The following is a 22,894-nucleotide window of genomic DNA, read 5'->3' as shown; positions in this document are numbered from 1 at the left end:
TTACTTTCCTTCCAGCATTGGTAAATCGAGTTTTTGTTCCTTGGCGCAGTCTTTGGCAATGTCGTATCCGGCATCGGCATGACGCATAACACCGGTACCAGGGTCATTCCAAAGCACACGTGATAAACGCGCGTCTGCAGCATCAGTGCCATCGGCGACAATGACGACACCAGAGTGCTGACTAAAGCCCATTCCTACGCCACCACCATGGTGCAGAGATACCCAAGTAGCACCGCCTGCGGTGTTAAGTAAAGCGTTCAACAATGGCCAGTCTGATACCGCATCTGAGCCATCCATCATGGCTTCGGTTTCACGGTTAGGGCTGGCTACTGAGCCAGAATCCAAATGATCACGACCGATAACAATAGGCGCTTTTAGCTCGCCATTTTTAACCATGTCATTGAATGCCCTTGCTAAACGCGCTCTGTCTTTCAGTCCTACCCAGCAAATTCGCGCCGGAAGGCCTTGGAACTGAATGCGTTCGCGGGCCATATCGAGCCAATTATGCAAATGCGGGTCATCGGGGATCAGTTCCTTCACCTTGGCGTCTGTTTTATAGATATCTTCCGGATCGCCAGAGAGCGCAACCCAACGGAACGGACCTATGCCTTGGCAAAAGAGTGGTCGTACGTAAGCTGGCACAAAACCGGGAAAATCAAAGGCGTTTTCCACCCCTTCTTCGAGTGCCATTTGACGGATATTGTTGCCATAGTCGGTGGTTGCTGCACCACGTGATTGCAGCGTTAGCATGGCCTGGACTTGTACTGCCATAGATTGTTTAGCTGCTTTTACCACGGCTTGAGGGTTGCTCTCGCGCTCACTGGCCGCTTGGGCCATCGTCCAGCCTTGCGGCAAGTAACCGTTAAGTGGGTCATGAGCAGAGGTTTGATCCGTCACTACATCAGGGGTGATATTACGATTAACCAGCTCGGCATAAATATCTGCGGCATTGCCAAGTAGCCCTACAGATACTGGCTTGCCAGCAGCTTTCGCTTCTTCAATCATGGCTAATGCGTCATCCAAAGTGGTGGCTTTGCGATCGACGTAGCGTGTTTTTAGGCGAAAGTCGATGCGCGACTCATCACATTCCACCACTAGAGCGCTAAAGCCAGCCATAGTCGCTGCAAGCGGCTGTGCGCCACCCATGCCACCTAGACCACCGGTGAGGATCCATTTGCCAGCCGCATCACCGTTAAAGTGTTGCTTCGCCATCGCGACAAAGGTTTCATAGGTACCTTGGACTATGCCTTGTGAGCCAATGTAGATCCACGACCCGGCGGTCATTTGGCCGTACATCATCAAGCCCTTTTTATCGAGCTCATTAAAGTGATCCCAGTTAGCCCAGTGAGGAACCAAATTAGAGTTTGCGATTAACACTCGTGGTGCGTTGCTATGAGTTTTGAACACACCTACAGGTTTGCCAGATTGCACTAATAAAGTTTCGTCTTCCTCTAAGCGGTCAAGTGTCTCGACAATTTTATCAAAACAGGGCCAATCACGAGCGGCTCGACCAATACCACCATAAACCACTAACGCGTTAGGGTGCTCAGCCACTTCTGGGTCGAGGTTATTCATTAGCATGCGTTTAGCGGCTTCGGTTAACCAGCTTTTAGCCGTGATTTCACTGCCTCGAGGGGCGCGGATTTGACGGCTGGGGTCTAATCTTGGGTTATCACTCATTCTGTTTACTCCTGTTGTATATACAACCTGTTCGAAACGTTTGCCATCTGCTGGCACTGCGTTGTCATGCCAAGTTGTAACGGTTTATTTTTTATTGTGGCTCACAGCGCTGCAAGCCAAGTGGTTATTTGTGTTTAAAGGTTAAATGACCGCCTAGACGGTATTTGCTGCCCGGCGAAATAAGTCGAGCAAAACTAACAATGCCTTTCGCTGACCAAGTTCTGCGGATCATTTGCAGGCAGGGTTCTTCGTTGAATAACCTCAGCCATTGACATACCTCAGGTGATGGCATGACGGCTTCCACCGTGTGGCGCGCTTCAGTTAAAGGAGCCACATGGGATAAGTATTCGTGTGGGGTCGTCAATTCAAAGTTTTGGTCTAGGTATTCAGGCGCTAGGGTCGGGTTGACAAAGCGCTCCTCCACTTGCAAAGGTTGTTCATTTTCGTTGTGAACAATGACACTGCGAAATACCGGAGCTTCTTCCTCGACAGCCAAGGCGATGGCAATGGGGGCCACAGCCGCAATAAGCTCCAAGGTTAAGACGGTGCAAGAATACTTGCCATTGCGACCTTGCACTTCCTCCGCGATATTGCGGATTTCCAGCAAGGATGACTGTGATTTGAAACTAGCCACAAAAGTCCCTAGGCCCTGACTGCGTGTCAGTATCCCAGCTTCTGTTAACTCGCTCAGAGCACGCCGCGCGGTCATGCGGCTTACGCTAAACTGTTCCGCCAACGCATTTTCTGAAGGAACTCGGGCATTTTCATGCCAAAGCCCTGCTCGAATGTTATCGATAATATGTTGTTTTATCAGCGCAAACTTAGGAGTTTCTGTCACAACCTAGCTCTCAAGAAATGGTGTTATAAAATAAAGATGGCACACTTCTCTTGTATATACAAGTATGGCTGTTAGACTCAATCAATATGACTTGAACAGAGTAGGCTAGCTATGCTTGATGCAGATTTAATCATCATTGATGTCAATATCGCGACAATGGACCCAGAAATAACCACACCTTATGGCGCCATAGAGGATGCTGCCATTGCCATTAAAGGTGGGGAAATCGTCTGGCTGGGGGAGCGTAAGCAACTTCCAGAAGTGGATGCCTTTGCTACCCCAATTCATAAAGCCGGTGGTCAATGGTTAACACCAGGGTTAATTGATTGTCATACCCATATTTTGTTTGGCGGCTCACGAGCCAATGAGTTTGAACAGCGCTTACTGGGAACCTCATATCAAGAAATTGCAGCCCAAGGCGGTGGTATTGCCAGCACCGTAAAAGCCACTCGCTTGGCGGATCGTGAAACGCTTTTTGTTAGCGCCAAAGACCGCTTGAATAGCTTGTTGGCAGAGGGTGTCACCACCGTAGAGAGTAAATCGGGTTATGGTTTAGACTTGCAAAACGAAATTAAACTATTGGAAATAAACCAGCTGCTTAACGCTCATCACCCGATTGACGTCCACAGCACTTTTTTGGGGGCGCACGCGTTACCACCGGAATATAAAAATGATAGCCAAGGCTATATTGATCTGGTGTGCGAGCAGATGCTCCCTGAGGTTGCCAAGCGCCAGCTCGCTACCGCTGTGGATGTGTTCTGTGAAAATGTCGGCTTTACATATCAACAGACGGAGCAAGTATTTACTAAAGCACAGGCGCTTGGGCTTGCGGTAAAATGTCATGCAGAGCAATTGTCCAATCAACACGGCAGTGAGCTGGTGGCGAAGTTTTCAGGTTTGTCTGCTGATCACGTGGAGTATTTGGACGAAGCGGGAGTCAAAGCCATGGCCGCCAATGACGTGACTGCCGTTTTGTTGCCGGGCGCCTTCTACTTTTTACGCGAAACCCAGCAACCACCGATAGACCTATTGCGTCAGCACAATGTGGCGATGGCCATTGCCAGTGACTTTAACCCCGGCACGGCACCACTTTGCTCATTGCGATTAATGCTAAATATGGCCTGTACATTATTTCGTATGACACCTGAGGAAGCATTGCAAGGTGTAACCATCAATGCAGCTAAAGCCCTTGGGTTGAGCGACCGTGGCGTGTTGAAAGCGGGTATGCGTGCTGATTTGGCTTTATGGAATATCAGCCATCCGGCCCAACTGAGTTATCAATTTGGCGTCGCTGACCTGTCAAATTTGTGGATCTTGGGTAAACTTAACCAGTAATGATGGTTTAATAAGCAGTATGTTATGTATTTTATGTTGGCGGCTGCCCTTACACTTGAGGGAGCTGCACTACTTATAACGCCATGGTCATCGGCGTTTGCTGGAGCCACTGTTATGGCGGCCTGTGCTCTGGCATTACAACGCCCTTCAGTTGTACTGTTGCTAGCGCACGTAAGCAGCATGACATTGGCAGTGTTACTGTTATTCACAGGTCAAGCGACTTGGCTATATTTGCTAACCCTGCCACTTTTACTGTATTTAATGGATGGCTTACAGCAATCGCGAGTGGGCTTTTTAGTCACCACCACCCTGGCAATTATTGCCCTAGTAGGTTGGCTAATATATCACTATTTATTCTTTATCGGCCTTCATTATGCAGCCACCATAATATTAATGATGTACTGTGTGCGGCTATGCTACAGCGCCATTATAGCCGCGGCACCTAAGTCCGAGGAAGCGGGCAATAGCCACCCAGAAGATGATTCCCTAGGCCTACCAGGCAGGCAAGCTCTAAAACAGGCATTTTTGCATTATAGATCGCAACACCCTTTCACCTGCATGTTGGTGCTGGTGAGGCTAGTGGGCTTTGAAAAAGTCAACTTTCACTTGGGAAGAGAGTTTGGCGACTTGTTGTTGGCGCAATCGGCAAATCGCATCTCACAGTGTTTGCAAATTAACGAAGTGATGGCCATTACTCATCATAATGAGAGTGCCAAGCTCGCGCACCTTGGCGGACTGAACTTTGTGTTTATTTGCTCCTTAGAACATGCCAATCACCTCCACGAGCAGCTGTTAGAGCAAATAGCGGATTCTACTTTGCAACCTTTCAATGTGGGTAGCTGTACCGTCGAAGTGTCGATGCGAGCAAGTTACGTAAACTGTGACGAAGAAATGGGGCAGCTGGAAAACTTAATTTCTTGTGCCTTTATGGCGTTGGATAGTCAGCCTCAGCAGCAGGTAGTGCCTTACCAGCAGCGCATGCAGATAAAACGCTTAGAGCAGCAAGTGAGGTTGTCAGAGTTGGCGAAAATCGACTTTCGAAACGAGTTTGAGCTCTATTTTCACCCGGTGATCCGCCATCAAGATAACCAAGTGGAGTTTGTCGAGTTACTCTTGCGCTGGCAACACCCAAAGCAAGGGGTCCTCAATGCCAATGAGTTTATTGATGATATCCGCTTAGCCGGTTTAGCGGAAGGACTGGCGGAATATGTGCTGGAGCGTGCTTGTGAACTGGCCTTGGCATTAAAAATGGAAAAGGTGAGTGTGCCCATCAGCATTAATGTGCTGGGTCCAGAGCTCCTCAGTGAACACTTTATTGACTACCTCGACCACACCATTCTCAATCACCAGCTCAGTCCAGACGCCATTATTATTGAGTGTCCGGCCAGCATGCTTGCCAATTTGTCAGACAGTGAAGTGGCCATGTTGAGACGCCTGAAAGGCATGGGAATTCGAATGTGTATAGATGGCTTCGGTGAGGCGCCATTAATTCTGGCTAAGTTGCCGGCGATGAAATTCGATTACGTTAAGTTGTCTCGCAGTATGACCAATGAGCCAGAAAAGTTAGGGCATACAAAGGCGCTGGTTAAAGGCATTGTCGAGATGCATCAGCAAAAGCACTGCATGGTGATCGGCGAAGGGGTTGAGACACAAAGCCAATTAGACTTTGTTAAAAGCCTTGGCACCATTGCAGCGCAAGGCTTCTATTTTATTCGCCCGCAAAATAGTAATATTCTGATTAGCTGGGTTAAGCAGTGGCGTTTGTCACACCCAAGCTAGCCCAGTTTTGCGCTGAGATAAGCGTTTACAAGATTTGCCAATACTTGGCCGCAATGCTCTATGCCAACGGCTTCTCCGTGTGGGTGCCTGCTTGGCGCGGCTTCGCACAGGTGCAGATATTTACTATTTTTATGTTGGCTGGCTAAATACACAAAGTGCTCCGCATCGGCGGCACTAAAGCCTTGATAGGTGAGGGCGCTGGCGGGCATTGCGGTGATGGCGTCAACATCTAACTCAACGCCAAGTCCGGTCGTTGCATGGTAAGATGCTAGGGCTGCGGTTACGGCTTCGGTGAGACTTTTAACGCGGCGAACATAGATGTCTTGATAGCTAGTAAAGCCAAAACCGGCGTCTTGCAAGCGAGTCAGGATTGCTTGGTTATTTTTTTGTTCATGCAAACCAATGATATGGTAATCCGCGAGGCTACCAGCCTGATGGGCGTAACTAAAGCCATTGCCACTGTGGCGGCCTTCACATGCCCTAAAGTCGGCATGGGGATCAAAGTTTAGCGCTGCGAGCGGGGATTGTGTGGCTTGGAAGTAGCCTTGTAGAAGACCATATGCATTGTTGTGGCCACCACCAATAACAATGGGCTCAAGCCCTGCTGCAAAGATGGCCGCAAATACCGCAATCACGCGTTGGTCTATGCTGGCACATAACTGCCGTAAACGCTGCAATTGCTGGGGCTGAGTATTGTCCAGCGAGATTGCTTCAGCATTGATATCGCCGAGTTCAACTTCGCCCAGCAACAGTACCTTTTTGGCACTGAGGAATTGGTTTTCAGGCTGGTTTAAAAAGCGCTTTAAAAACGCCTGCCAGCCTAACTCTGAACCGCCTTTACCACAGTTGGCCCGCGGTCCAATATCTTCTGGAATACCGACTAAAACGTAGCGTATACCAAACGCGGCGGCATCTTTTAAGGCTTCGAGAAAGTTATCCTGAGATTGCAAAAAGCTGATACTTTGCCAAAGCCGAGTTTCGCCATCGCGGCTGACGGTCAACTCGCTAATGGCGTGCTCATCATAAATTTTGACTGCTGAATTCATGACTGCTCTCTAGCTTAAAGGTCGTCGCCATCTTCTTCGAGTAATAACTCTTCGGCAGAGATAATAATGCCGGTGGAATCAGCGTAAATAAAGTCATCATCATAAAACGACACGCCAGCGAAGTTAACCGGAACGCCTACCTCACCACTGCCACTACTGTCTGCGGCAACGGGAATGGAGGCAATCGCTTGGATCCCAAGATCACACTCTTCTAGTTCATCGACGTGCCTTACGGCTCCGTATACCACGATACCTTGCCAGTTGTTTTCAACCGCCAATTCTGCAAGATCGATATCAATTAAAGCGCGACGCGTTGAACCACCACCATCAATTAGTAACACGCGACCAGTACCATCTTGCTGCAGTACATCTTGGATTTGCTCATTATTTTCAAAGCATTTTAGCGTTGTTATACGGCCAGAAAAGGAGCTTTGGCCGCCAAAATTGATGAACATTGGCTCAAGCACATCAACCACATCTGCGAAATGGTCACAAAGATCCGAAGTGCTGTATTCCATATTAAATCCTCGAGTATTGGTTATGACTACTCAGTATACTCTCATACTTGTGCTTAGCAATGCTTTGATTCAACTTACATATTTGTGTCTTAAAAGTGTCACCCATTTGTTATTTAGCTCTTCTATGCTGAAACGGATATTAGCAGATCAGGCGCGCGATAATGGTAAAAGCAAAATTAGCTCAGCTCGATACAGCGCTTTACTTTGCGGTATTTCGACCGCAGCCAAAAAATTGGTGTCGACTTGCTGCACTGGCGCTGTCGAAAAGTGGCAATGGTGGTCTTTATGTGTTGGTTGCTTTAGGTTGTGCCTTATTTTTAGAGCAACTGGGAAGGCAATTTGCACTTACTGCAATATTAGCATTTGCCATTGAACGACCACTGTACTTTTACTTTAAGAACCGCTTTGCGCGGTTGCGCCCTTGCGACTGTTTTGCGGTAAAAGCACTGCTAAAGCCCAGCGATAAATTTAGTTTACCTTCTGGTCACAGTGCCGGCGCCTGGCTGTTTGCCACCTGTTTAATGGAGCAAATACCGAGTTTATCTTTGCCATTAATACTTTGGGCGTGTGGCGTGTCGTTATCGCGCGTAATTGTTGGCGTGCACTACCCACTGGATGTGGTGTTAGGTGGCGCTATGGGCAGTGCATGTGCAGTACTGGCGATCATCATAATAGGAAGCCTATGAAGATTTTATATGGGGTACAAGGAACGGGAAATGGCCACACTACCCGTGCTCGAGTAATGGCAAAAAGCTTTCGTGAAAAAGGCATTAAGGTCGACTACTTTTTTTCTGGGCGGCCTAACGATAACTACTTCGACATGCAAGCATTTGGCGATTACCGCAGTTGTCGGGGGTTGTCATTTGTTACTGAACATGGCCAGCTCAATAAAATGGCAACGCTTAAATCCCTGCGCTTAGGCGAGTTTGCTCGTGATATTAAAAGCTTGGACGTCTCAGACTATGACGTCATATTTAACGACTTTGAGCCGGTGACGGCGTGGGCTGGCAAGCTGGCGAAGGTTCCTGTTATCGCCATGAGTCATCAAGCTTCTTACCTGTTCAACCCTGTACCGCAACATGCCGTGTATTCATGGCATCGAACATTAATCCGTTATTTTGCCCCAGCCAATATTCACCTTGGGGTGCACTGGCATCCGTATCACCGCAACATCATTCCACCGTTTATCCCTTATCAGCCTGAGCAAGAGCTCAGCGCTTGTGTCGCCAATAAGGTCTTAGTGTATTTACCGTTTGAAGATCTTGCTAGTATCATCGAGCTATTAAAGGACTTTCCCGACAAAGAATTTTATTGCTACCACCCCCAGGCTTCTGATCGCTCTATTCAGCATATTCACCTGCGCAAGCCTAGTCGTACTGGCTTTATGCAGGATTTAAAAAACACCTCAGGGGTGGTCGCCAATGCTGGGTTTGAGTTATCGAGCGAAGCGTTGAAGCTGGGCAAAAAATTGTTGTTAAAGCCGTTAGATGGCCAATTCGAACAGCAAAATAACGCACAAACTCTGGCCCAGCTGGGTTATGCCCAAGTGATGAATTATCTCAATGCCAGTGCGTTAGAAGAGTGGCTTAGCAGTGCTGCTAAGCATACTGTCTACTTTCCTTCCGATCCGGGTGACTTAATTGATTGGTTGTTAGCTGGCAACTGGCATGAGGTGGAGCATTTACACAAAAAGTTGTGGTGCAACGTTACCGATATGTATACCAATGCGGCCTAAATCATATTAATTGTAATAACTAGCAAATTCGAAGGGGTTCAAGTAGGCAAGCTGGTGCGCTCTCGTCTATACTCGAGGAACTAGGTTAGTATTAAAGGTAAGCCAATGGCGCTATTAGAAAACTTGACTATAAAACGTCGCTTGCAAGTGAATGCATTGGTGGTAGGGATTGCCTTAGTTGTTATGTTAATCATGATCATGTATGAAGCTCGGACCATGCTGAAGCTGAACGAAGCCATTCAGCAAGCAGAGGAGGTGGCTATACATGAGCTCAGTATGCGAAAGCATGAAAAAAACTTTCTGTTTTATAAAGAAGAGTCGAGCTTGTCTGGCCATGAGTCTGAGTACAAATTGCTGCAGCAAAAACTCGGTTCGTTAAAACAAATCTTTGCTGGGTTTGGTATCAACCTAGGGAAAATTAATGAGTTTGAACGCCTAGTAGACACCTATCATGGCGATTTTCAAACCGTTGTTGAGCTACAAAAAAACATTGGTCTTCACCCTAAAGACGCCCTCTATGGCGAGCTTAGAGGAGCGGTGCATCAGGTAGAGACATTACTGAAAGAAAAAGAAAACTATCAGCTGTTGGCTACTATGCTGCAGTTACGTCGCGCTGAAAAAGATTTTATGCTGCGTCTGGACCCTAAGTACTTAGGGCGGTTTGATGATTTGATTGCACGATTTGAACAGGAAATTCGCAGTACTGGTTTTGACAACCAATATCAGTCGCAGCTATTACAATACCTTAGTACCTATCAGAACAAGTTCAGAGCACTGGTCCGCGCCCAAGAAGCATTAGGTTTTGATTTACAAAGCGGTGCCCTCGGCAAAATGAAAGAGAGTGTGGATAAAAGTGATGTGGTCGTGGAGCAAGTCGTTGAGCAAGCAAAAGCTGAAATCAAAGCCAACGCTGATACCACCCAAATGATTGCGTTTGCGGTGTTTATTATGGCGGGTGTGATTGTAATGGCACTGGTGCTTTCGACCAGTCGTTCTATTGTGCAACCGGTAGAGCGGGTGTATCAAACCATTGAAAAAATCCGCCGTGAAAATAACCTCAGTTTGCAAATTGAACAAAGCGGCAATGATGAAATTACCATTATGACGCGCGACTTCAACAGTTTGCTGACGGACTTCAGAGAGCTTATTGCAGATATTCACGGTGCCTTATCAACCATTAATGAGGCCACCGATCATCTTACCGAAACCACCGCACAAACCAGCACTGGCATGGCCGAGCAGCTTCATGAAGCCGATATGGTGGCAACGGCTGCCACTGAAATGCAAACCACCATTCAAGACATTTCCCATAACACCAGTGAAGCGGCGCACAAAGCGGAAACCACCAATGGTAACGCTCAGCAGGGCCGTCGTGAAGTAACGGCGACCATTGAGCATATTATGCAACTTTCTGAGTCACTAGGTGGCGCCTCGGATGTGGTGGCGCAACTGGAGCGTGACGGTGAAACCATTGGTTCGGTGTTGGATGTGATCCGTGGCATTGCAGAGCAAACCAACCTGCTGGCATTGAACGCCGCCATTGAAGCGGCCAGAGCCGGTGAGCAAGGCCGCGGCTTTGCTGTGGTGGCAGATGAGGTGCGCTCACTTGCTCAGCGTACACAAGATTCCACACAAGAAATTGAGAGTATTATTTCAACCTTGCAGCAACGCACCCGAGAGGTGGTAAATATTATGGAGCAGTGCCGTGAGCAAGGCAATGAAAGTGTTTCACAAGCAGAAAAAGCCGGTGAGCTGCTAGGTATGATCACCGAGGATGTGCAAACCATCATGGACATGAGCACCCACATTGCCACCGCGATTGATGAGCAAAACCAAGTGGCTTCTGAGGTCAATAAAAACGTGGTTAAAATTCGTGATATTGCCCAAGGTGCTTCTGAAAACGCACACTCTAACGCACAAAGCAGTGAGGAAGTGGCGGAGCAAGCGCGAGTATTACGTGATGCTATCGCCAAGTATCAAGTTTAATTAAATCAAGCAACATCAAGCCCTGCGAGAGTGGGGCTTTTTTATGGCGGATACACAGACACGAGTTAGGGTAGAAAGCGAATAGACTTTCTTCAGGTAGCAAAGCTGATTGGATAGGGGATGGAGCTCAATTGCGATTAGGGCACAAACTTGATCGGTACGCTATCTCGTTGTTGTTGGTGCTCTGCCACAGCGGCAACATACTCTTGCCAAAGCTGCTCTTGTTGCGCGGCAATGTGATGAAAATACTGCCAGCTATACAGGCCAGTGTCATGGCCATCATCGAACACTAACCGTGCGGCATAATGTCCCACCGGCTCAATTTTTGTGATAGTGACGTTTTCTTTATTTAACACTAACTGCTTTTGTTCAGGGCTGTGCCCTTGTACTTCGGCGGAAGGGGAGTGAGTGCGTAAAAATTCTGCACTAAAGTGGTGACAGCTGCCATCTTCAAAATACACATCTAACACTTTACTTACAGTGTGATAATGCAGTTTAGTGACTTGATACATTGGCGACACGCTCCAAAAAGCTAAGCGGAGCCATGCTCCGCTTATAGTGTAGTTATAAGATAAAGCGGCTTAAGTCTTCATCTTGCACTAACATATCGAGATGCTGCTCAACGTAAGCGGCATCAATGGTTAATGCTTCTCCCGCCTTTTCGCTGGCATCGAATGACGCTTCTTCCATCAGTTTTTCCATCACTGTGTGTAGACGGCGAGCACCGATATTTTCGGTCTTTTCATTAACCTGGAAAGCGGCCTCAGCAAGACGCTCAATGGCGTCGTCGGTAAAGTTAACGTCGACATTCTCGGTTTTCATTAGGGCAATTTGCTGCTCGGTGAGCGAGGCACTAGGCTCGGTTAGAATGCGCTTAAAGTCACCTGCAGTCAGGGCTTCTAATTCAACACGGATAGGTAAACGACCTTGCAGCTCTGGAATAAGATCGGACGGTTTCGCCATTTGGAATGCGCCCGAAGCAATAAACAAGATATGGTCGGTTTTCACCATACCGTGCTTAGTGTTTACCGTTGAACCTTCGATAAGAGGTAACAAATCGCGTTGCACACCCTCGCGGCTAACGTCTGGGCCAGAAGACTCGCCGCGCTTGCAGATTTTGTCGATTTCATCGACAAACACAATGCCGTTTTGCTCTACTGACTCAATCGCTTGCTCTTTAAGCTCTTCAGGATTCACAAGCTTAGCAGCTTCTTCTTCGACTAGAAGTTTAAAGGCTTCTTTGATTTTTAGCTTACGATTCTTTTTCTTATCGCCTGACATGTTTTGGAACATGCTTTGTAGCTGGTTAGTCATTTCTTCCATGCCTGGCGGTGACATGATTTCCACTTGTGGCGCAGACTCGGCAATATCAATGTCAATTTCTTTGTCGTCTAGCTGGCCTTCACGTAACTTTTTACGGAATACCTGACGAGTCGAGCTGTTGTCGTCACGTTGTGCTTCGCCCCAAGCGTCTTTTGCTGGTGGCAATAGGGCATCGAGAATACGCTCTTCAGCGGCTTCTTCTGCTCTGTGTTTGTGTTTTTTGGTTTGCTGCTCACGGGTAATTTTAAAAGAAACCTCGACTAAGTCGCGAATAATGGTTTCCACTTCTTTACCTACGTAGCCTACTTCTGTGAACTTAGTGGCTTCTACTTTGATAAAAGGAGCATTGGCGAGCTTAGCCAAGCGACGCGCAATTTCCGTTTTACCCACCCCAGTTGGGCCAATCATTAAAATGTTTTTTGGTGTTACTTCACTGCGCAGCTCCTCGTCAAGCTGCATACGGCGCCAACGATTACGCAATGCAATAGCAACGGCCTTTTTCGCTTTATCTTGACCAATAATGTGCTGGTCAAGTTCGTGGACAATTTCTCTGGGAGTCATAGCTGTCATGACGAGTCCTATTACAATTCTTCGATAGTTTGGTTGTTATTGGTAAATACGCAAATATCACCAGCGATCTTCAAGCTTTTTTCAACGATTTCTTTGGCGCTTAAATCGGTGTTTTCGATTAGCGCGGTGGCCGCTGCTTGGGCAAAGTTGCCACCACTGCCAATGGCAATCAGATCGTGCTCAGGCTGTACTACATCACCATTGCCGGTAATGATAAGCGAGGCGGTTTCGTCGGCAACGGCAAGCAGGGCTTCAAGCCGCCTTAATGCTCTATCCGTGCGCCAATCTTTGGCCATTTCCACGGCAGCCTTGGTAAGGTGGCCTTGATGCATTTCCAGCTTAGTTTCAAAGCGCTCAAAGAGGGTGAATGCGTCGGCGGTACCGCCAGCAAAACCGGCCAATACTTTGCCATTGTATAGGCGGCGTACTTTGCGTGCGTTGCCTTTCATAACTGTGTTACCAAGTGAAACTTGGCCGTCACCGCCGATAACCACTTTGTCATCGCGACGAACACTAACGATGGTAGTCATAGTGATCCTTATCTGGGCATGTTGCCCTTGTAACTTCAGATTAGTAGGAAATATGGGTTAGGGCGTAAAAATCAAGTCCAGCCCCAAATTGCGCAGCCAAATATGCCCACGCTTCTGAGCTTATTCTTGTCACTCTCAGCTAGGCGCTTAGTATCATATGGGCCAAGGCGTACGCGGAACCAAGCGCCATTGCTGCCTTCGGTACGGCGGATCTCAGCAATTAAGCCGGTAAAGGCGATTTTGGCTTTCATTTCTTCGGCTTGGCTGTGAGTTCTAAACGAACCACACTGCATTTGATAAGGGCCTTTGCTCTTAATTTCTTTCACCTCGACTTTGATTTCGTGGTTTTTAATTTCCTCGATAAATTCAGGGGGACGAGGTTTCGCCTTGGTGGGTGGCTGCGATTGCGTTGGCGTTGGGTTTTTCGCTTGTTCTACCTGCTCTGGGTCGGCATTGGTTTTAATAAACCACAGGCCATAGGCAAAGCCGGCAATCAGGATCAGCGCCGCAACTGCCGCGATAACAGGAAACTTATTCGACTTAGTCGGTTTGCCTTTGGTTTTGCCTTTCGGCGTTTTATTAATGTAGTCGTGCTGTGCCATATATAAAATTTAGTAGCTATCCATTGGATCAACATCTATGCTCCAGCGTACCTTGTTCGCAGACTCGTGCGCGGTAATGTAGCTGGCGAGTTGCGAGAGGTAATCGCGTAGCACAGTGCGTTTTTGTGCGTGTATATGTAATTGATATCTGTATTTTCCGGCAATTCGCTCAAGAGGTGCAGGAATTGGACCTAGCAATTGTATACCAGGATAGGGGCTGGCAGGAACCAAATCCGATAAAAAGCGTAATACGGTGTTTTGGTTGGTCGCTTCAGCACGAATAATGGTCAGGTGTGCAAATGGTGGCAGCATAGCCTCTTCACGCTCTTGTAAAGCATATCGCGCAAAATCCCCATAGCCATTGTTGATCAAATCTTGTAATAACGGATGCTCGGGGAAATGAGTTTGCAGTAACACAGTCCCCGCTTCTCCTGCTCGACCGGCACGCCCTGCCACTTGAGTAATAAGCTGTGCCATCTGTTCTGTGGCACGAAAGTCACAAGAATAGAGACCAGAGTCAACATCGAGAATAATCACCAGGCTGACATCGGCAAAGTGATGACCTTTTGCCAACATTTGCGTACCCACCAAGATTCGCGCTCCCCCTTGGTTGATTTCTTCTAGGGCGCTTTCAAGGCTGCCTTTACGGCGTGTTGAGTCACGGTCGATGCGCGTGATGGGGATGTCGCTAAAGCGTTCAGTTAAAAAGCTCTCCAATTGCTCAGTGCCGATCCCTGCCGGCATAATTTGTGTGCTGCCACAGTCAGGACATTGTTGTGGCACAAAGTCTTGCTCACCACAGTGGTGGCAGACCAAACGATTAAGGCTGCGATGATAGGTGGCGCTAGTCGAGCAGTGGCGGCAGGTGTTTAGCCAGCCACACTCGTGGCACATTAAGGTCGGGGCAAAGCCGCGGCGATTGAGAAACACCATCACTTGCTTGCCGCGAGCTAAGGTCTTTTCCATCCAATGTAAACTCATTGCCGAAAAGCCTCCTTGCTCGGGCTGACCTTTCATATCAACCAATTCGAACTTATTGTCTTGCTGGGTCTGAGCGCGCTTGGTTAAGCTCAATAATTGGTACTTATTGGTAATGGCTTTGTTGAGGGTATCGAGTGCCGGCGTTGCGGTGCCTAAAATAAGTGGGCATTGTTGCTGGTGGGCTCGAAAGGCTGCGAGATCCCTGGCGTGATAACGCAGTCCTTCTTGCTGTTTGAAGGAACCATCATGTTCTTCATCAACGACTATCATGCCCAAACGTTGAAACGGTAAAAAGACTGCAGAGCGAGTGCCAATCACTAAGGCGCTACTGCCTTTTTCGGCGCGCCGCCAGGTATGCATGCGCTCATTATCGGTTAAATTAGAGTGCCACAGATCAATGGGAATGTTCTTAAAGCGCTTCTTAAAGCGGTTAACGGTTTGCGGAGTTAGGCCGATTTCTGGCACTAAGATCAGCGCCTGCTGACCGGCTGCTAAGATTTGCTCTAAACATTGTAAATAAACCTCAGTTTTACCACTGCCGGTTACCCCCTCGATTAAAAACGTGCGATATCCCTGTTGGGCATTAATGGCACTGCAAATGGTGGCTTGCTGATCATTTAAGCGTGGCTTTTTATCCAGTTCTAGGGGTTGCTGAGACCAATTACATTCATGTTCAATATATTGTTCAATAAGCCCTTTTTGTTCTAGACCCTTAATGGTTTGCTGGGCAAAACCTAACGCTTTGAGCTCACTTAACTTGATGGCTCCCCCTTCGTGCAACTGCGACAATAAGGCTTGCTGCTTCTTGGAGCGTAACGTCGGTAACGCTTGGCCTTTTTCCGATAAGCTCAGCAGGGGAATTTGCGTTTTATCTGGATTACCACCATCACGTAGCACCGCCGGTAGTGCGGTGAATAGAGTGTCACCGATAGGATGGCAATAGTATTGTGCCACGAAGCGCAGGAATTGCAGTTGCTGGGTGTTAAAAACAGGGTGGGTGTCTAATACACTTAACACGGCTTTTAGTTTTGCTTCTGGTACATCGGTGTGATTTTTCTTTTGTAGCGCTATGGCAGTGCATTTACGGTTAGCAAAATTGACGCTGACACGCATACCGGGCTCTACTTGCAGGTGCGGCTCTAATAGGTAATCAAAAGTGCGGTGCAATGGCAACTTAATAGCAACTTCAAGAATGAGCATAACAACTCCGTGTGACTAGCGCAGTGATGCAGTATATACCGAAGCAAAATAGAAGTGAAAACTTCGCCGGTGTGATAATAAAAAAAGCCAAAATATTGCTTGTAGAATGTTCAGTTAAACACTAAAATACGCGTCCACAATTTTTGTATAACTACGTATGGTGCCAAGCTTCGGGTTTGGAGAGCGATACGGCCTAATTAGAGGTTGCTATGAAAGAAGGTATTCATCCTAAGTACGAGACGATCACTGCATCGTGTTCATGCGGTAACAAGTTCGAAACTCGTTCTACGCTATGTAAAGACATTCACCTAGACGTTTGTTCTGCTTGTCACCCGTTCTACACAGGTAAGCAGAAGATCCTAGATACAGGTGGCCGTGTTGATCGCTTTAACAAGCGTTTCGGTGCACTTAGCAGCAAGAAGTAATCTTGCCTGTCTAGTCGGAAAAAGCACCTTCGGGTGCTTTTTTTGTGCCTATCTCTTTTTGCCTGCGGTCGTTTTCACGACGAAACTTCATCCCTCTTCACGACAAAAAACCTACTTTGGCAGCAATTCTTTACTAATTAATTGAATTAGAGTTTTAGCTCTATTCTCGAGCTAAATAACGAATATTTCCTTGGCTTGATTGTGAATTTGCCGAGAGCTTATATATTTATGAATACTGCAGCTATGAAAGTAGAGTTTATAAGTTTTGCAATATGGCGGTTAAATTTTAAGAAATTAAGGTTAAAAGCCGTAAAAATAAGTTTTCTTTGCCGAAATAGAAATGTCTTAATGACTGCTGGGTTTTTCATCTTTTATGCATGGATTTGCAGCCGACATCGATGAAAATAACAGGGTCATGATGTGAAAAATTTCTTAAAAGTGCGGTCATCTTCTGAGAAAAGTCGGTGAAGTATCGCTGCCAGTGGATAGACCTGATTTTACTTGAATAATCAAGAGAACTCGGTATCGTGTGATCACGGTCGATTAACTATATGTCCTATTGACAAGGCTTCTTTGCAGCGTCGTCGTGCATATAGTTAATCGCACTGTATTGGGCCAATAGGTTGTCTTGCTCCAATGCGTAAAATGCGAACATTTACCACACTCTCACATTAAATTCGTAGGAAAATATCGCGCCATGACAGACTTTCGTCAACAAGCTTTAGATTATCACGCAGAACCCGTTCCAGGTAAAATCAGTGTTGAGCTGACTAAACCAGCAGAGACCGTCAAAGACTTAGCCTTGGCTTATAGTCCAGGGGTAGCAGAGCCAGTCCGTGAGATTGCAGCTGATCCTGCGAATGCCTATCGCTACACCGGTAAAGGCAATATGGTTGCGGTGATCAGTAATGGTACTGCGATTCTTGGTTTAGGTAATCTTGGGCCGTTGGCCTCTAAACCGGTGATGGAAGGTAAGGCTCTGTTGTTTAAGCGCTTTGCGGGTCTTGATTCCATCGATATTGAAGTAAAACATAACACCACCGAAGACTTTATCAATACGGTTGCCAATATTGCTGACACTTTTGGCGGCATTAACCTAGAAGACATTAAGGCGCCAGAGTGTTTTGAAATCGAACAAGCCTTGATTGAACGCTGTGAAGTACCTATTTTCCATGACGATCAACACGGTACTGCAATCGTTACCGCCGCTGGCATGCTCAATGCGTTAGAAGTGCAAGGCAAAGATATTCACGATGCCATTATTGTGTGCTTAGGTGCCGGTGCTGCGGCTATCGCTTGTATGGAACTGCTGATTAAGTGTGGTGCCCAGCGAGAGCATATTTATATGCTGGATAGAAAAGGCGTTATTCACACACGTCGTGATGACTTAAACGAATACAAGAAGCTGTTTGCCAATAACACCGATAAGCGCACTCTTCAGGATGTGATTGCCGAAGCCGATGTGTTTGTTGGTGTATCAGGCCCAGATTTATTATCGCCTGAAAACCTTAAACTAATGGCTGACAAGCCAGTGGTATTTGCCTGCTCCAACCCAGATCCTGAAATTAATCCGGATTTAGCCAATGCCACACGAGATGACTTAATCATGGCCACTGGACGCTCAGATTATCCTAACCAGGTAAACAACGTATTGTGCTTCCCATTTATTTTCCGTGGTGCTTTGGATGTGCGTGCTACCGCCATTAATGATGAAATGAAAATTGCCGCGGTGGAAGCAATTCGTAGTATTGCCAAAGAGCCGGTCCCTGCTGAGGTGTTGAAGGCTGCTGACGTGGACAGTTTGGAGTTTGGTTGTGACTACATTATTCCAAAACCCATGGATCCACGTTTATTACCGCGTATTGCCAGAGCTGTGGCGGAAGCGGCTGTGGAGTCAGGTGTAGCACAAATTGATATGCCTGAAGACTACATGAAGTAACGAATAGTATGTAAATAGAAATAAAAAAGCCTCTAATATAGAGGCTTTTTTATTTCTGAGCGTGATACCAATTCGCTTAAATTGGCATTACTCCTCATTGATCTCAGGTATTTCCAAGCCGCGCTCCGCCATGATCTCTCTGACTTCTAGCGGGATCCTTTCCGGATTGTCTTTGCGCAGATCTTCATCACTGGGCAGAGGTTGCCCTGTAAATGCATGTAGAAATGCTTCACAAAGCAGCTCGCTATTGGTGGCATGACGTAAGTTTTGCACCTGGCGGCGCGTTCTTTCATCAGTCAACACTTTTAGCACATTCAAAGGAATGCTCACTGTGATCTTTTTAACTTGTTCTGCTTTTTTACCGTGTTCTGCATATGGGTGAATATATTCACCATTCCATTTTGCCATAATCGTGTACTTGCCTCAGTTACATCAATGCCAATATGACTGGGTTCTGAACTGCATTATCCACAACTTAAAAGTGTTAGGTAAACTTCTGACGGTCAAGTCTTAACCTACTTCAGCCTGATGAATAAAGTAATCCGCTATAGCGAGATCGTAAGATCCCTGCCATAGTTTTCAATAACTCAGTCGTATTAGCAGCGCCTAAAGTGGCGAAATTTTATCGGTTTAAAAAAGATAGTCAAATACTAGTTACTTAGCCATTTAGAAGGATAAATGTTTTGACTTCTAGTTTTATATAAACTAACCTTTTGGACGTCTAAACATCCAAATATCTAGGTGACCCTATGAGTCAGAGTAACAAATCAACGGTGACAGTGCGTCACGGCATAGAAGCGGACCAAGCACATGGTGCGGTGGTACCGCCACTTTATCTCTCTACGACCTATTCGTTTGCCGACTTTGATACCAAACGTGACTATGACTATGGCCGTAGTGGTAATTTTAACCGTGACGTGTTGGCAGAGGCGCTCACTGAACTTGAAGGCGGCGCGCGAGGTGTTATTACCGCCACCGGAATGGCAGCAGTGCATCTGGTCACGCAACTGTTAAATCACGATGATACCTTAGTGATCCCCCATGATTGCTATGGTGGCAGCTACCGTCTATTTACCTCATTAGCTAAGCGTGGCTTGCTGAACCTAGAAGTATTGGATCTTACCCAGCCAGACAACCTCAACAAGTTAGCAGAAATAAAGCCAAAACTGGTTTGGATTGAGACACCCAGTAACCCTATTTTAAGGCTGACCGATATCGAGGCAGTGGTAGCAGCGGCACATGCTGTTGGTGCATTAGTGGCGGCGGACAACACCTTTTTATCCCCAGCACTGCAAAACCCAATTACTTTCGGTGTCGACATTGTTGTGCACTCCACCACTAAGTACATTAATGGTCACTCGGATGTGGTCGGTGGTGCGGTTATCGCTCGCACCCAAGAGCTGGGCGATGAGCTGGCATGGTGGGCCAATAATATTGGTATTACCGGTGCGCCCTTTGATAGCTATTTGACCCTTAGAGGGCTGAGAACCCTTAACGTCCGGCTGCGCCAGCATCAAGAAAACGCTCAAGCCATTGCAGAATACCTTGCGGCTTCACCCCATGTAAGCCAAGTTTATTATCCTGGTTTAGCGAGCCATCCACAGCATGAATTGGCGAAAAAGCAGCAGCTCGGCTTTGGTGGCATGGTGAGTTTTAACATTAAAGGCAATCTAGATACCGCTGCGCGTTTTTTAACTTCGTTGCAGCAATTCTCCTTGGCAGAATCATTAGGGGGCGTAGAAAGCCTAATCTGTCACCCAGCCACTATGACCCATGCCGGCATGGATCCACAAGCACGACTTGAAGCTGGCGTAGGTGATACCTTGATACGTATTTCGGTTGGCATTGAGGACGTACGCGACCTTATCGCAGACTTAGAAGCAGGGTTTACCTGTATTTATGCCAACAAGGCGACGGATGATGCCAAATCATTCAAATTGACGCCTGCACACACAGTTTTATGGTGAGGGAATGACAAAAGTTGTACATAAATTTGGTGGCTCGAGCTTAAGTTCAGCAGAGCGCTATCAAGTCGTCGCAGGCATTGTACTAGAGCATTGCCAAGCGGGAGATTGTGTGGTCGTCTCGGCTGCCGGTAAAACCACAAATACCTTGGTTACCTTATGGCAAAGTTATCAACAGCAAGACGATCGAGCATTTAATGACATCTTACTGCAACTTGAGAACCATCAACGTGAATTAATTGATGCCTTATTCGTTGGCTCTGTTCATCAGGCGCTGTTGAGCGAGTTAAGCCAAGAGTTGCAAGCCATCACCACAGCAAGGCAGGCGCAGCAGCTGCATTACGCCAGTTTATTAGCCCATGGTGAGCTTTGGTCTGCGCGACTGTTAGCAAGGCTTATTAAGGCCAGTGGAGTTGATGCCTGCGATGTCGATGCTCGGCGCTTATTTACGCAACAAGATGGCGTATTACTGCACGCACAGAATAAAGCATCGTGTCAGGCTCAGCTTGAGAGCAACAAAATTAATGTAGTCACCGGCTTTATTGCCAGTAACAGCCACGCAGAAACGGTGACTTTAGGTCGCAATGGCAGTGATTACAGTGCAACCTTACTGGCCAGTTATATTGATGCTGAGCAGGTGGCTATTTGGACTGATACCACAGGCGTGTTTAGCACCGATCCAAGAAAAGTGGCCACGGCGGTAAAATACCAGAAAGTATGCCGCTCGCAGGCGGAGTTGCTAGCTCGTCTTGGCAACCCAGTGCTGCATGCTAAAACCCTCTCCCCACTGAAAAACACTGACATTAAATTGCAGGTGAGAAGCAGCTTTGACCCCGACACTGCAGGCACGGAAGTGGTAAAAGCCGGGTATAGCAAAGCCAAACGTTTTATCACCACGTTTGGTCAGCTCGACTTACTGCGCGTTGAAGGCTTAAAAAGCGGCGAGGTGAAGCAGCTCAGTCAGCTGATCCAACATAGTATTCACCAGTTTGACAAAGGTGGTGACGACTACTTGCTAGTACCTTCAGAGTTCAGCCATCGTGTGGTTAAAGCGCTAGACTCGCGGGTGAATATTATTGAGTCGCAGGTGCAAGGGTTTGCCTTGGTGGCACCAACACAAGATATACCAGGGTTGCATCAGCAGGCTTTAGAACTATTAGATCAACACGCCATTGTGACACGCTACACATTGCAACACAGTGACTACAGTTTAGTGTTGACCGATCAAGCCATCGACAGCGATGTGCTGGCTATCTTACATGAGCGGTTAATTAATCGTGGACGCGAGTTGGCAGTGATTATTGCTGGCCTGGGCAATGTCGGTGAGGTGTTTATTCAACAGTGTCAGCAGCAAATCGAGCGGCTCAGTGAGCATTTCGAGCTCAAGCTGGTTGCCTTGTTACGCTCTAAAGAAATGTTGTTTTGTCCCAGTGGCGTTAACCTCGAGACGTGGCAACAACAATGGCAAAATGAAGCAGTAGAGTACCACGAAGCGCAGCTCTTATCGCGGATAAAAGAGCTGGATTATGAACATAAAGTGGTGATAGATATTACCGCCAGTGAGCGTTTCAGTGATTTGTATCCGCAGCTGGTGGAACATGACTGCCACTTAATCAGTGCCAACAAATACGCCGGTACGGCAGCGCAAACATGGTATTCGGCACTGCGGCGACAACTTCAAGAGCGCAACCTGCACTGGCGATACAATACCAGTGTCGGGGCGGGACTGCCGATAAACTTTGCACTGGCGGATCTGCAAAACAGTGGCGATAAGGTAGTAAAAATAGAGGGGGTATTTTCAGGTACCTTGTCTTGGTTATGCAGTCGCTACGATGGCTCGCAGCCTTTCTCTGAATTGCTCTTGGCGGCACAAGAATTAGGCTTCACTGAGCCGGACCCACGGGAAGACTTGTCGGGTCGAGACATGCAGCGTAAATTGCTGATCCTAGCAAGGGATCTGGGCATTGATCTAGAGTTACAAGATATCCACTTAGAGGCATTGATGCCAGAGTCATTAAGCACTGGGGATTGGCAGCAGTTTTTATCTCAACGCCAGCAGCTTGATAGTTTTTATCAGCAACATTATCAGGCGGCACAGCAAAATCAGGCTGAGCTGCGTTACACCGGCTCGTTGCAAGTGCAAGCGGACGGTAGCGTGAAGGCGCAAGTGGGTATCACGCAAGTGCCTAAAGGCTCGGCTATTGCGAACCTTACTCCAGGAGATAATATTTTTGTGATTCATAGTCAGTGGTATCAGGATAACCCGCTGGTTATTCAAGGTCCTGGAGCGGGCAAAGAAGTTACCGCTGCGGGGATCCACTCTGACTTATTCTGGTTAGCGCAAAATTTAAAATAACTATCCCAAATAAAAAAGCCGATACATTCTGAAGGGTAGTGTTTAGAAATCTGTGTCATTTCACTAGAATATACAAAAGAGGAATGA

Annotated in this window: 19 protein-coding genes; 9 read left to right on the top strand and 10 right to left on the bottom strand. The window is 47.2% G+C overall.

The window, feature by feature from the left end; genetic code table 11:
• Complete coding sequence (gene hutU / locus ACNKW2_RS16590) at positions 1 to 1,680, bottom strand: urocanate hydratase (protein ID WP_419149555.1); 1,680 nt, start codon at positions 1,678 to 1,680, stop codon at positions 1 to 3.
• A gap of 124 nt (positions 1,681 to 1,804) precedes the next feature.
• Positions 1,805 to 2,518: a histidine utilization repressor gene (gene hutC, locus ACNKW2_RS16585; RefSeq protein ID WP_419149554.1), complete on the bottom strand. Its 714-nt coding sequence runs from the start codon at positions 2,516 to 2,518 to the stop codon at positions 1,805 to 1,807.
• Between the two features lie 111 nt (positions 2,519 to 2,629).
• On the opposite strand from hutC, the gene hutI reads away from it, so the two are divergent.
• Positions 2,630 to 3,853 (top strand): imidazolonepropionase, encoded by a 1,224-nt coding sequence (hutI, locus tag ACNKW2_RS16580; RefSeq protein WP_419149553.1) that lies wholly within the window; start codon positions 2,630 to 2,632, stop codon positions 3,851 to 3,853.
• A 24-nt stretch (positions 3,854 to 3,877) separates the two neighbouring features.
• Positions 3,878 to 5,632, top strand: a complete 1,755-nt coding sequence (locus ACNKW2_RS16575; RefSeq protein WP_419149552.1) for an EAL domain-containing protein — start codon at positions 3,878 to 3,880, stop codon at positions 5,630 to 5,632.
• Here the strand turns inward: ACNKW2_RS16575 and ACNKW2_RS16570 are convergent.
• Positions 5,629 to 6,678, bottom strand: coding sequence for a formimidoylglutamase (locus ACNKW2_RS16570; RefSeq protein WP_419149551.1), 1,050 nt, complete (start codon positions 6,676 to 6,678; stop codon positions 5,629 to 5,631). The genes ACNKW2_RS16575 and ACNKW2_RS16570 overlap by 4 nt on opposite strands.
• 14 nt (positions 6,679 to 6,692) lie before the next feature.
• Entirely contained in the window at positions 6,693 to 7,196 is a 504-nt protein-coding gene (gene rraA / locus ACNKW2_RS16565) for a ribonuclease E activity regulator RraA (RefSeq protein WP_419149550.1), read from the bottom strand.
• A gap of 161 nt (positions 7,197 to 7,357) precedes the next feature.
• On the opposite strand from rraA, the gene ACNKW2_RS16560 reads away from it, so the two are divergent.
• The 3 genes from ACNKW2_RS16560 (at position 7,358) to ACNKW2_RS16550 (ending at position 10,917) form a co-directional block, all read left to right on the top strand.
• Entirely contained in the window at positions 7,358 to 7,882 is a 525-nt protein-coding gene (locus tag ACNKW2_RS16560; protein ID WP_419149548.1) for a phosphatase PAP2 family protein, read from the top strand.
• Positions 7,879 to 8,931, top strand: a complete 1,053-nt coding sequence (locus tag ACNKW2_RS16555; RefSeq protein ID WP_419149547.1) for an MJ1255/VC2487 family glycosyltransferase — start codon at positions 7,879 to 7,881, stop codon at positions 8,929 to 8,931. The genes ACNKW2_RS16560 and ACNKW2_RS16555 overlap by 4 nt, the downstream gene beginning before the upstream one ends.
• Before the next feature lie 105 nt (positions 8,932 to 9,036).
• A complete protein-coding gene (locus ACNKW2_RS16550; RefSeq protein ID WP_419149546.1) occupies positions 9,037 to 10,917 on the top strand; it encodes a methyl-accepting chemotaxis protein in 1,881 nt (626 codons plus the stop codon).
• Between the two features lie 137 nt (positions 10,918 to 11,054).
• Here ACNKW2_RS16550 and ACNKW2_RS16545 read toward each other — a convergent pair whose 3' ends face one another.
• The 5 genes from ACNKW2_RS16545 to priA form a co-directional block, all read right to left on the bottom strand.
• Complete coding sequence (locus ACNKW2_RS16545; protein WP_336568483.1) at positions 11,055 to 11,429, bottom strand: gamma-butyrobetaine hydroxylase family protein; 375 nt, start codon at positions 11,427 to 11,429, stop codon at positions 11,055 to 11,057.
• A gap of 52 nt (positions 11,430 to 11,481) precedes the next feature.
• Positions 11,482 to 12,810, bottom strand: coding sequence for an HslU--HslV peptidase ATPase subunit (gene hslU, locus ACNKW2_RS16540; protein WP_419149545.1), 1,329 nt, complete (start codon positions 12,808 to 12,810; stop codon positions 11,482 to 11,484).
• Between the two features lie 11 nt (positions 12,811 to 12,821).
• Positions 12,822 to 13,340 (bottom strand): ATP-dependent protease subunit HslV, encoded by a 519-nt coding sequence (gene hslV, locus ACNKW2_RS16535; RefSeq protein ID WP_336568486.1) that lies wholly within the window; start codon positions 13,338 to 13,340, stop codon positions 12,822 to 12,824.
• Between the two features lie 71 nt (positions 13,341 to 13,411).
• Positions 13,412 to 13,942, bottom strand: a complete 531-nt coding sequence (locus ACNKW2_RS16530) for an SPOR domain-containing protein (protein ID WP_336568488.1) — start codon at positions 13,940 to 13,942, stop codon at positions 13,412 to 13,414.
• 9 nt (positions 13,943 to 13,951) lie between these two features.
• The gene (gene priA / locus ACNKW2_RS16525) at positions 13,952 to 16,123 is read right to left on the bottom strand and encodes a primosomal protein N' (RefSeq protein WP_419149544.1); all 2,172 of its coding nucleotides are present in this window, start codon (positions 16,121 to 16,123) and stop codon (positions 13,952 to 13,954) included.
• 209 nt (positions 16,124 to 16,332) lie between these two features.
• On the opposite strand from priA, the gene rpmE reads away from it, so the two are divergent.
• Positions 16,333 to 16,548 (top strand): 50S ribosomal protein L31, encoded by a 216-nt coding sequence (rpmE, locus tag ACNKW2_RS16520; protein WP_336568492.1) that lies wholly within the window; start codon positions 16,333 to 16,335, stop codon positions 16,546 to 16,548.
• Between the two features lie 697 nt (positions 16,549 to 17,245).
• Complete coding sequence (locus ACNKW2_RS16515; RefSeq protein WP_336568493.1) at positions 17,246 to 18,487, top strand: malic enzyme-like NAD(P)-binding protein; 1,242 nt, start codon at positions 17,246 to 17,248, stop codon at positions 18,485 to 18,487.
• 87 nt (positions 18,488 to 18,574) lie between these two features.
• Here ACNKW2_RS16515 and metJ read toward each other — a convergent pair whose 3' ends face one another.
• Entirely contained in the window at positions 18,575 to 18,895 is a 321-nt protein-coding gene (gene metJ / locus ACNKW2_RS16510) for a met regulon transcriptional regulator MetJ (protein WP_336568495.1), read from the bottom strand.
• Positions 18,896 to 19,236: 341 nt separating this feature from the next.
• On the opposite strand from metJ, the gene metB reads away from it, so the two are divergent.
• Both metB and metL read left to right on the top strand, forming a co-directional pair.
• On the top strand, positions 19,237 to 20,454 hold the full coding sequence (gene metB / locus ACNKW2_RS16505) for a cystathionine gamma-synthase (protein ID WP_419149543.1): 1,218 nt from the start codon (positions 19,237 to 19,239) through the stop codon (positions 20,452 to 20,454).
• Positions 20,455 to 20,458: 4 nt separating this feature from the next.
• Entirely contained in the window at positions 20,459 to 22,807 is a 2,349-nt protein-coding gene (gene metL / locus ACNKW2_RS16500; RefSeq protein ID WP_419149542.1) for a bifunctional aspartate kinase/homoserine dehydrogenase II, read from the top strand.
• Positions 22,808 to 22,894: the final 87 nt, after the last annotated feature.

It is taken from the genome of Pseudoalteromonas 'SMAR' (assembly GCF_048515945.1).
Classification (GTDB): domain Bacteria; phylum Pseudomonadota; class Gammaproteobacteria; order Enterobacterales; family Alteromonadaceae; genus Pseudoalteromonas.
This window is presented reverse-complemented; position numbering and strand designations above follow the sequence as displayed.

Excerpts from the sequence above, each read along its gene's own strand:
- hutU (WP_419149555.1), bottom strand. The coding sequence starts at position 1,680 with ATGAGTGATAACCCAAGATTAGACCCCAGCCGTCAAATCCGCGCCCCT.
- hutI (WP_419149553.1), top strand. The coding sequence starts at position 2,630 with ATGCTTGATGCAGATTTAATCATCATTGATGTCAATATCGCGACAATG.
- ACNKW2_RS16575 (WP_419149552.1), top strand. The coding sequence starts at position 3,878 with ATGTATTTTATGTTGGCGGCTGCCCTTACACTTGAGGGAGCTGCACTA.
- ACNKW2_RS16570 (WP_419149551.1), bottom strand. The coding sequence starts at position 6,678 with ATGAATTCAGCAGTCAAAATTTATGATGAGCACGCCATTAGCGAGTTG.
- rraA (WP_419149550.1), bottom strand. The coding sequence starts at position 7,196 with ATGGAATACAGCACTTCGGATCTTTGTGACCATTTCGCAGATGTGGTT.
- ACNKW2_RS16560 (WP_419149548.1), top strand. The coding sequence starts at position 7,358 with ATGGTAAAAGCAAAATTAGCTCAGCTCGATACAGCGCTTTACTTTGCG.
- ACNKW2_RS16555 (WP_419149547.1), top strand. The coding sequence starts at position 7,879 with ATGAAGATTTTATATGGGGTACAAGGAACGGGAAATGGCCACACTACC.
- ACNKW2_RS16550 (WP_419149546.1), top strand. The coding sequence starts at position 9,037 with ATGGCGCTATTAGAAAACTTGACTATAAAACGTCGCTTGCAAGTGAAT.
- ACNKW2_RS16545 (WP_336568483.1), bottom strand. The coding sequence starts at position 11,429 with ATGTATCAAGTCACTAAACTGCATTATCACACTGTAAGTAAAGTGTTA.
- hslU (WP_419149545.1), bottom strand. The coding sequence starts at position 12,810 with ATGACAGCTATGACTCCCAGAGAAATTGTCCACGAACTTGACCAGCAC.
- hslV (WP_336568486.1), bottom strand. The coding sequence starts at position 13,340 with ATGACTACCATCGTTAGTGTTCGTCGCGATGACAAAGTGGTTATCGGC.
- ACNKW2_RS16530 (WP_336568488.1), bottom strand. The coding sequence starts at position 13,942 with ATGGCACAGCACGACTACATTAATAAAACGCCGAAAGGCAAAACCAAA.
- priA (WP_419149544.1), bottom strand. The coding sequence starts at position 16,123 with ATGCTCATTCTTGAAGTTGCTATTAAGTTGCCATTGCACCGCACTTTT.
- rpmE (WP_336568492.1), top strand. The coding sequence starts at position 16,333 with ATGAAAGAAGGTATTCATCCTAAGTACGAGACGATCACTGCATCGTGT.
- ACNKW2_RS16515 (WP_336568493.1), top strand. The coding sequence starts at position 17,246 with ATGACAGACTTTCGTCAACAAGCTTTAGATTATCACGCAGAACCCGTT.
- metJ (WP_336568495.1), bottom strand. The coding sequence starts at position 18,895 with ATGGCAAAATGGAATGGTGAATATATTCACCCATATGCAGAACACGGT.
- metB (WP_419149543.1), top strand. The coding sequence starts at position 19,237 with ATGAGTCAGAGTAACAAATCAACGGTGACAGTGCGTCACGGCATAGAA.
- metL (WP_419149542.1), top strand. The coding sequence starts at position 20,459 with ATGACAAAAGTTGTACATAAATTTGGTGGCTCGAGCTTAAGTTCAGCA.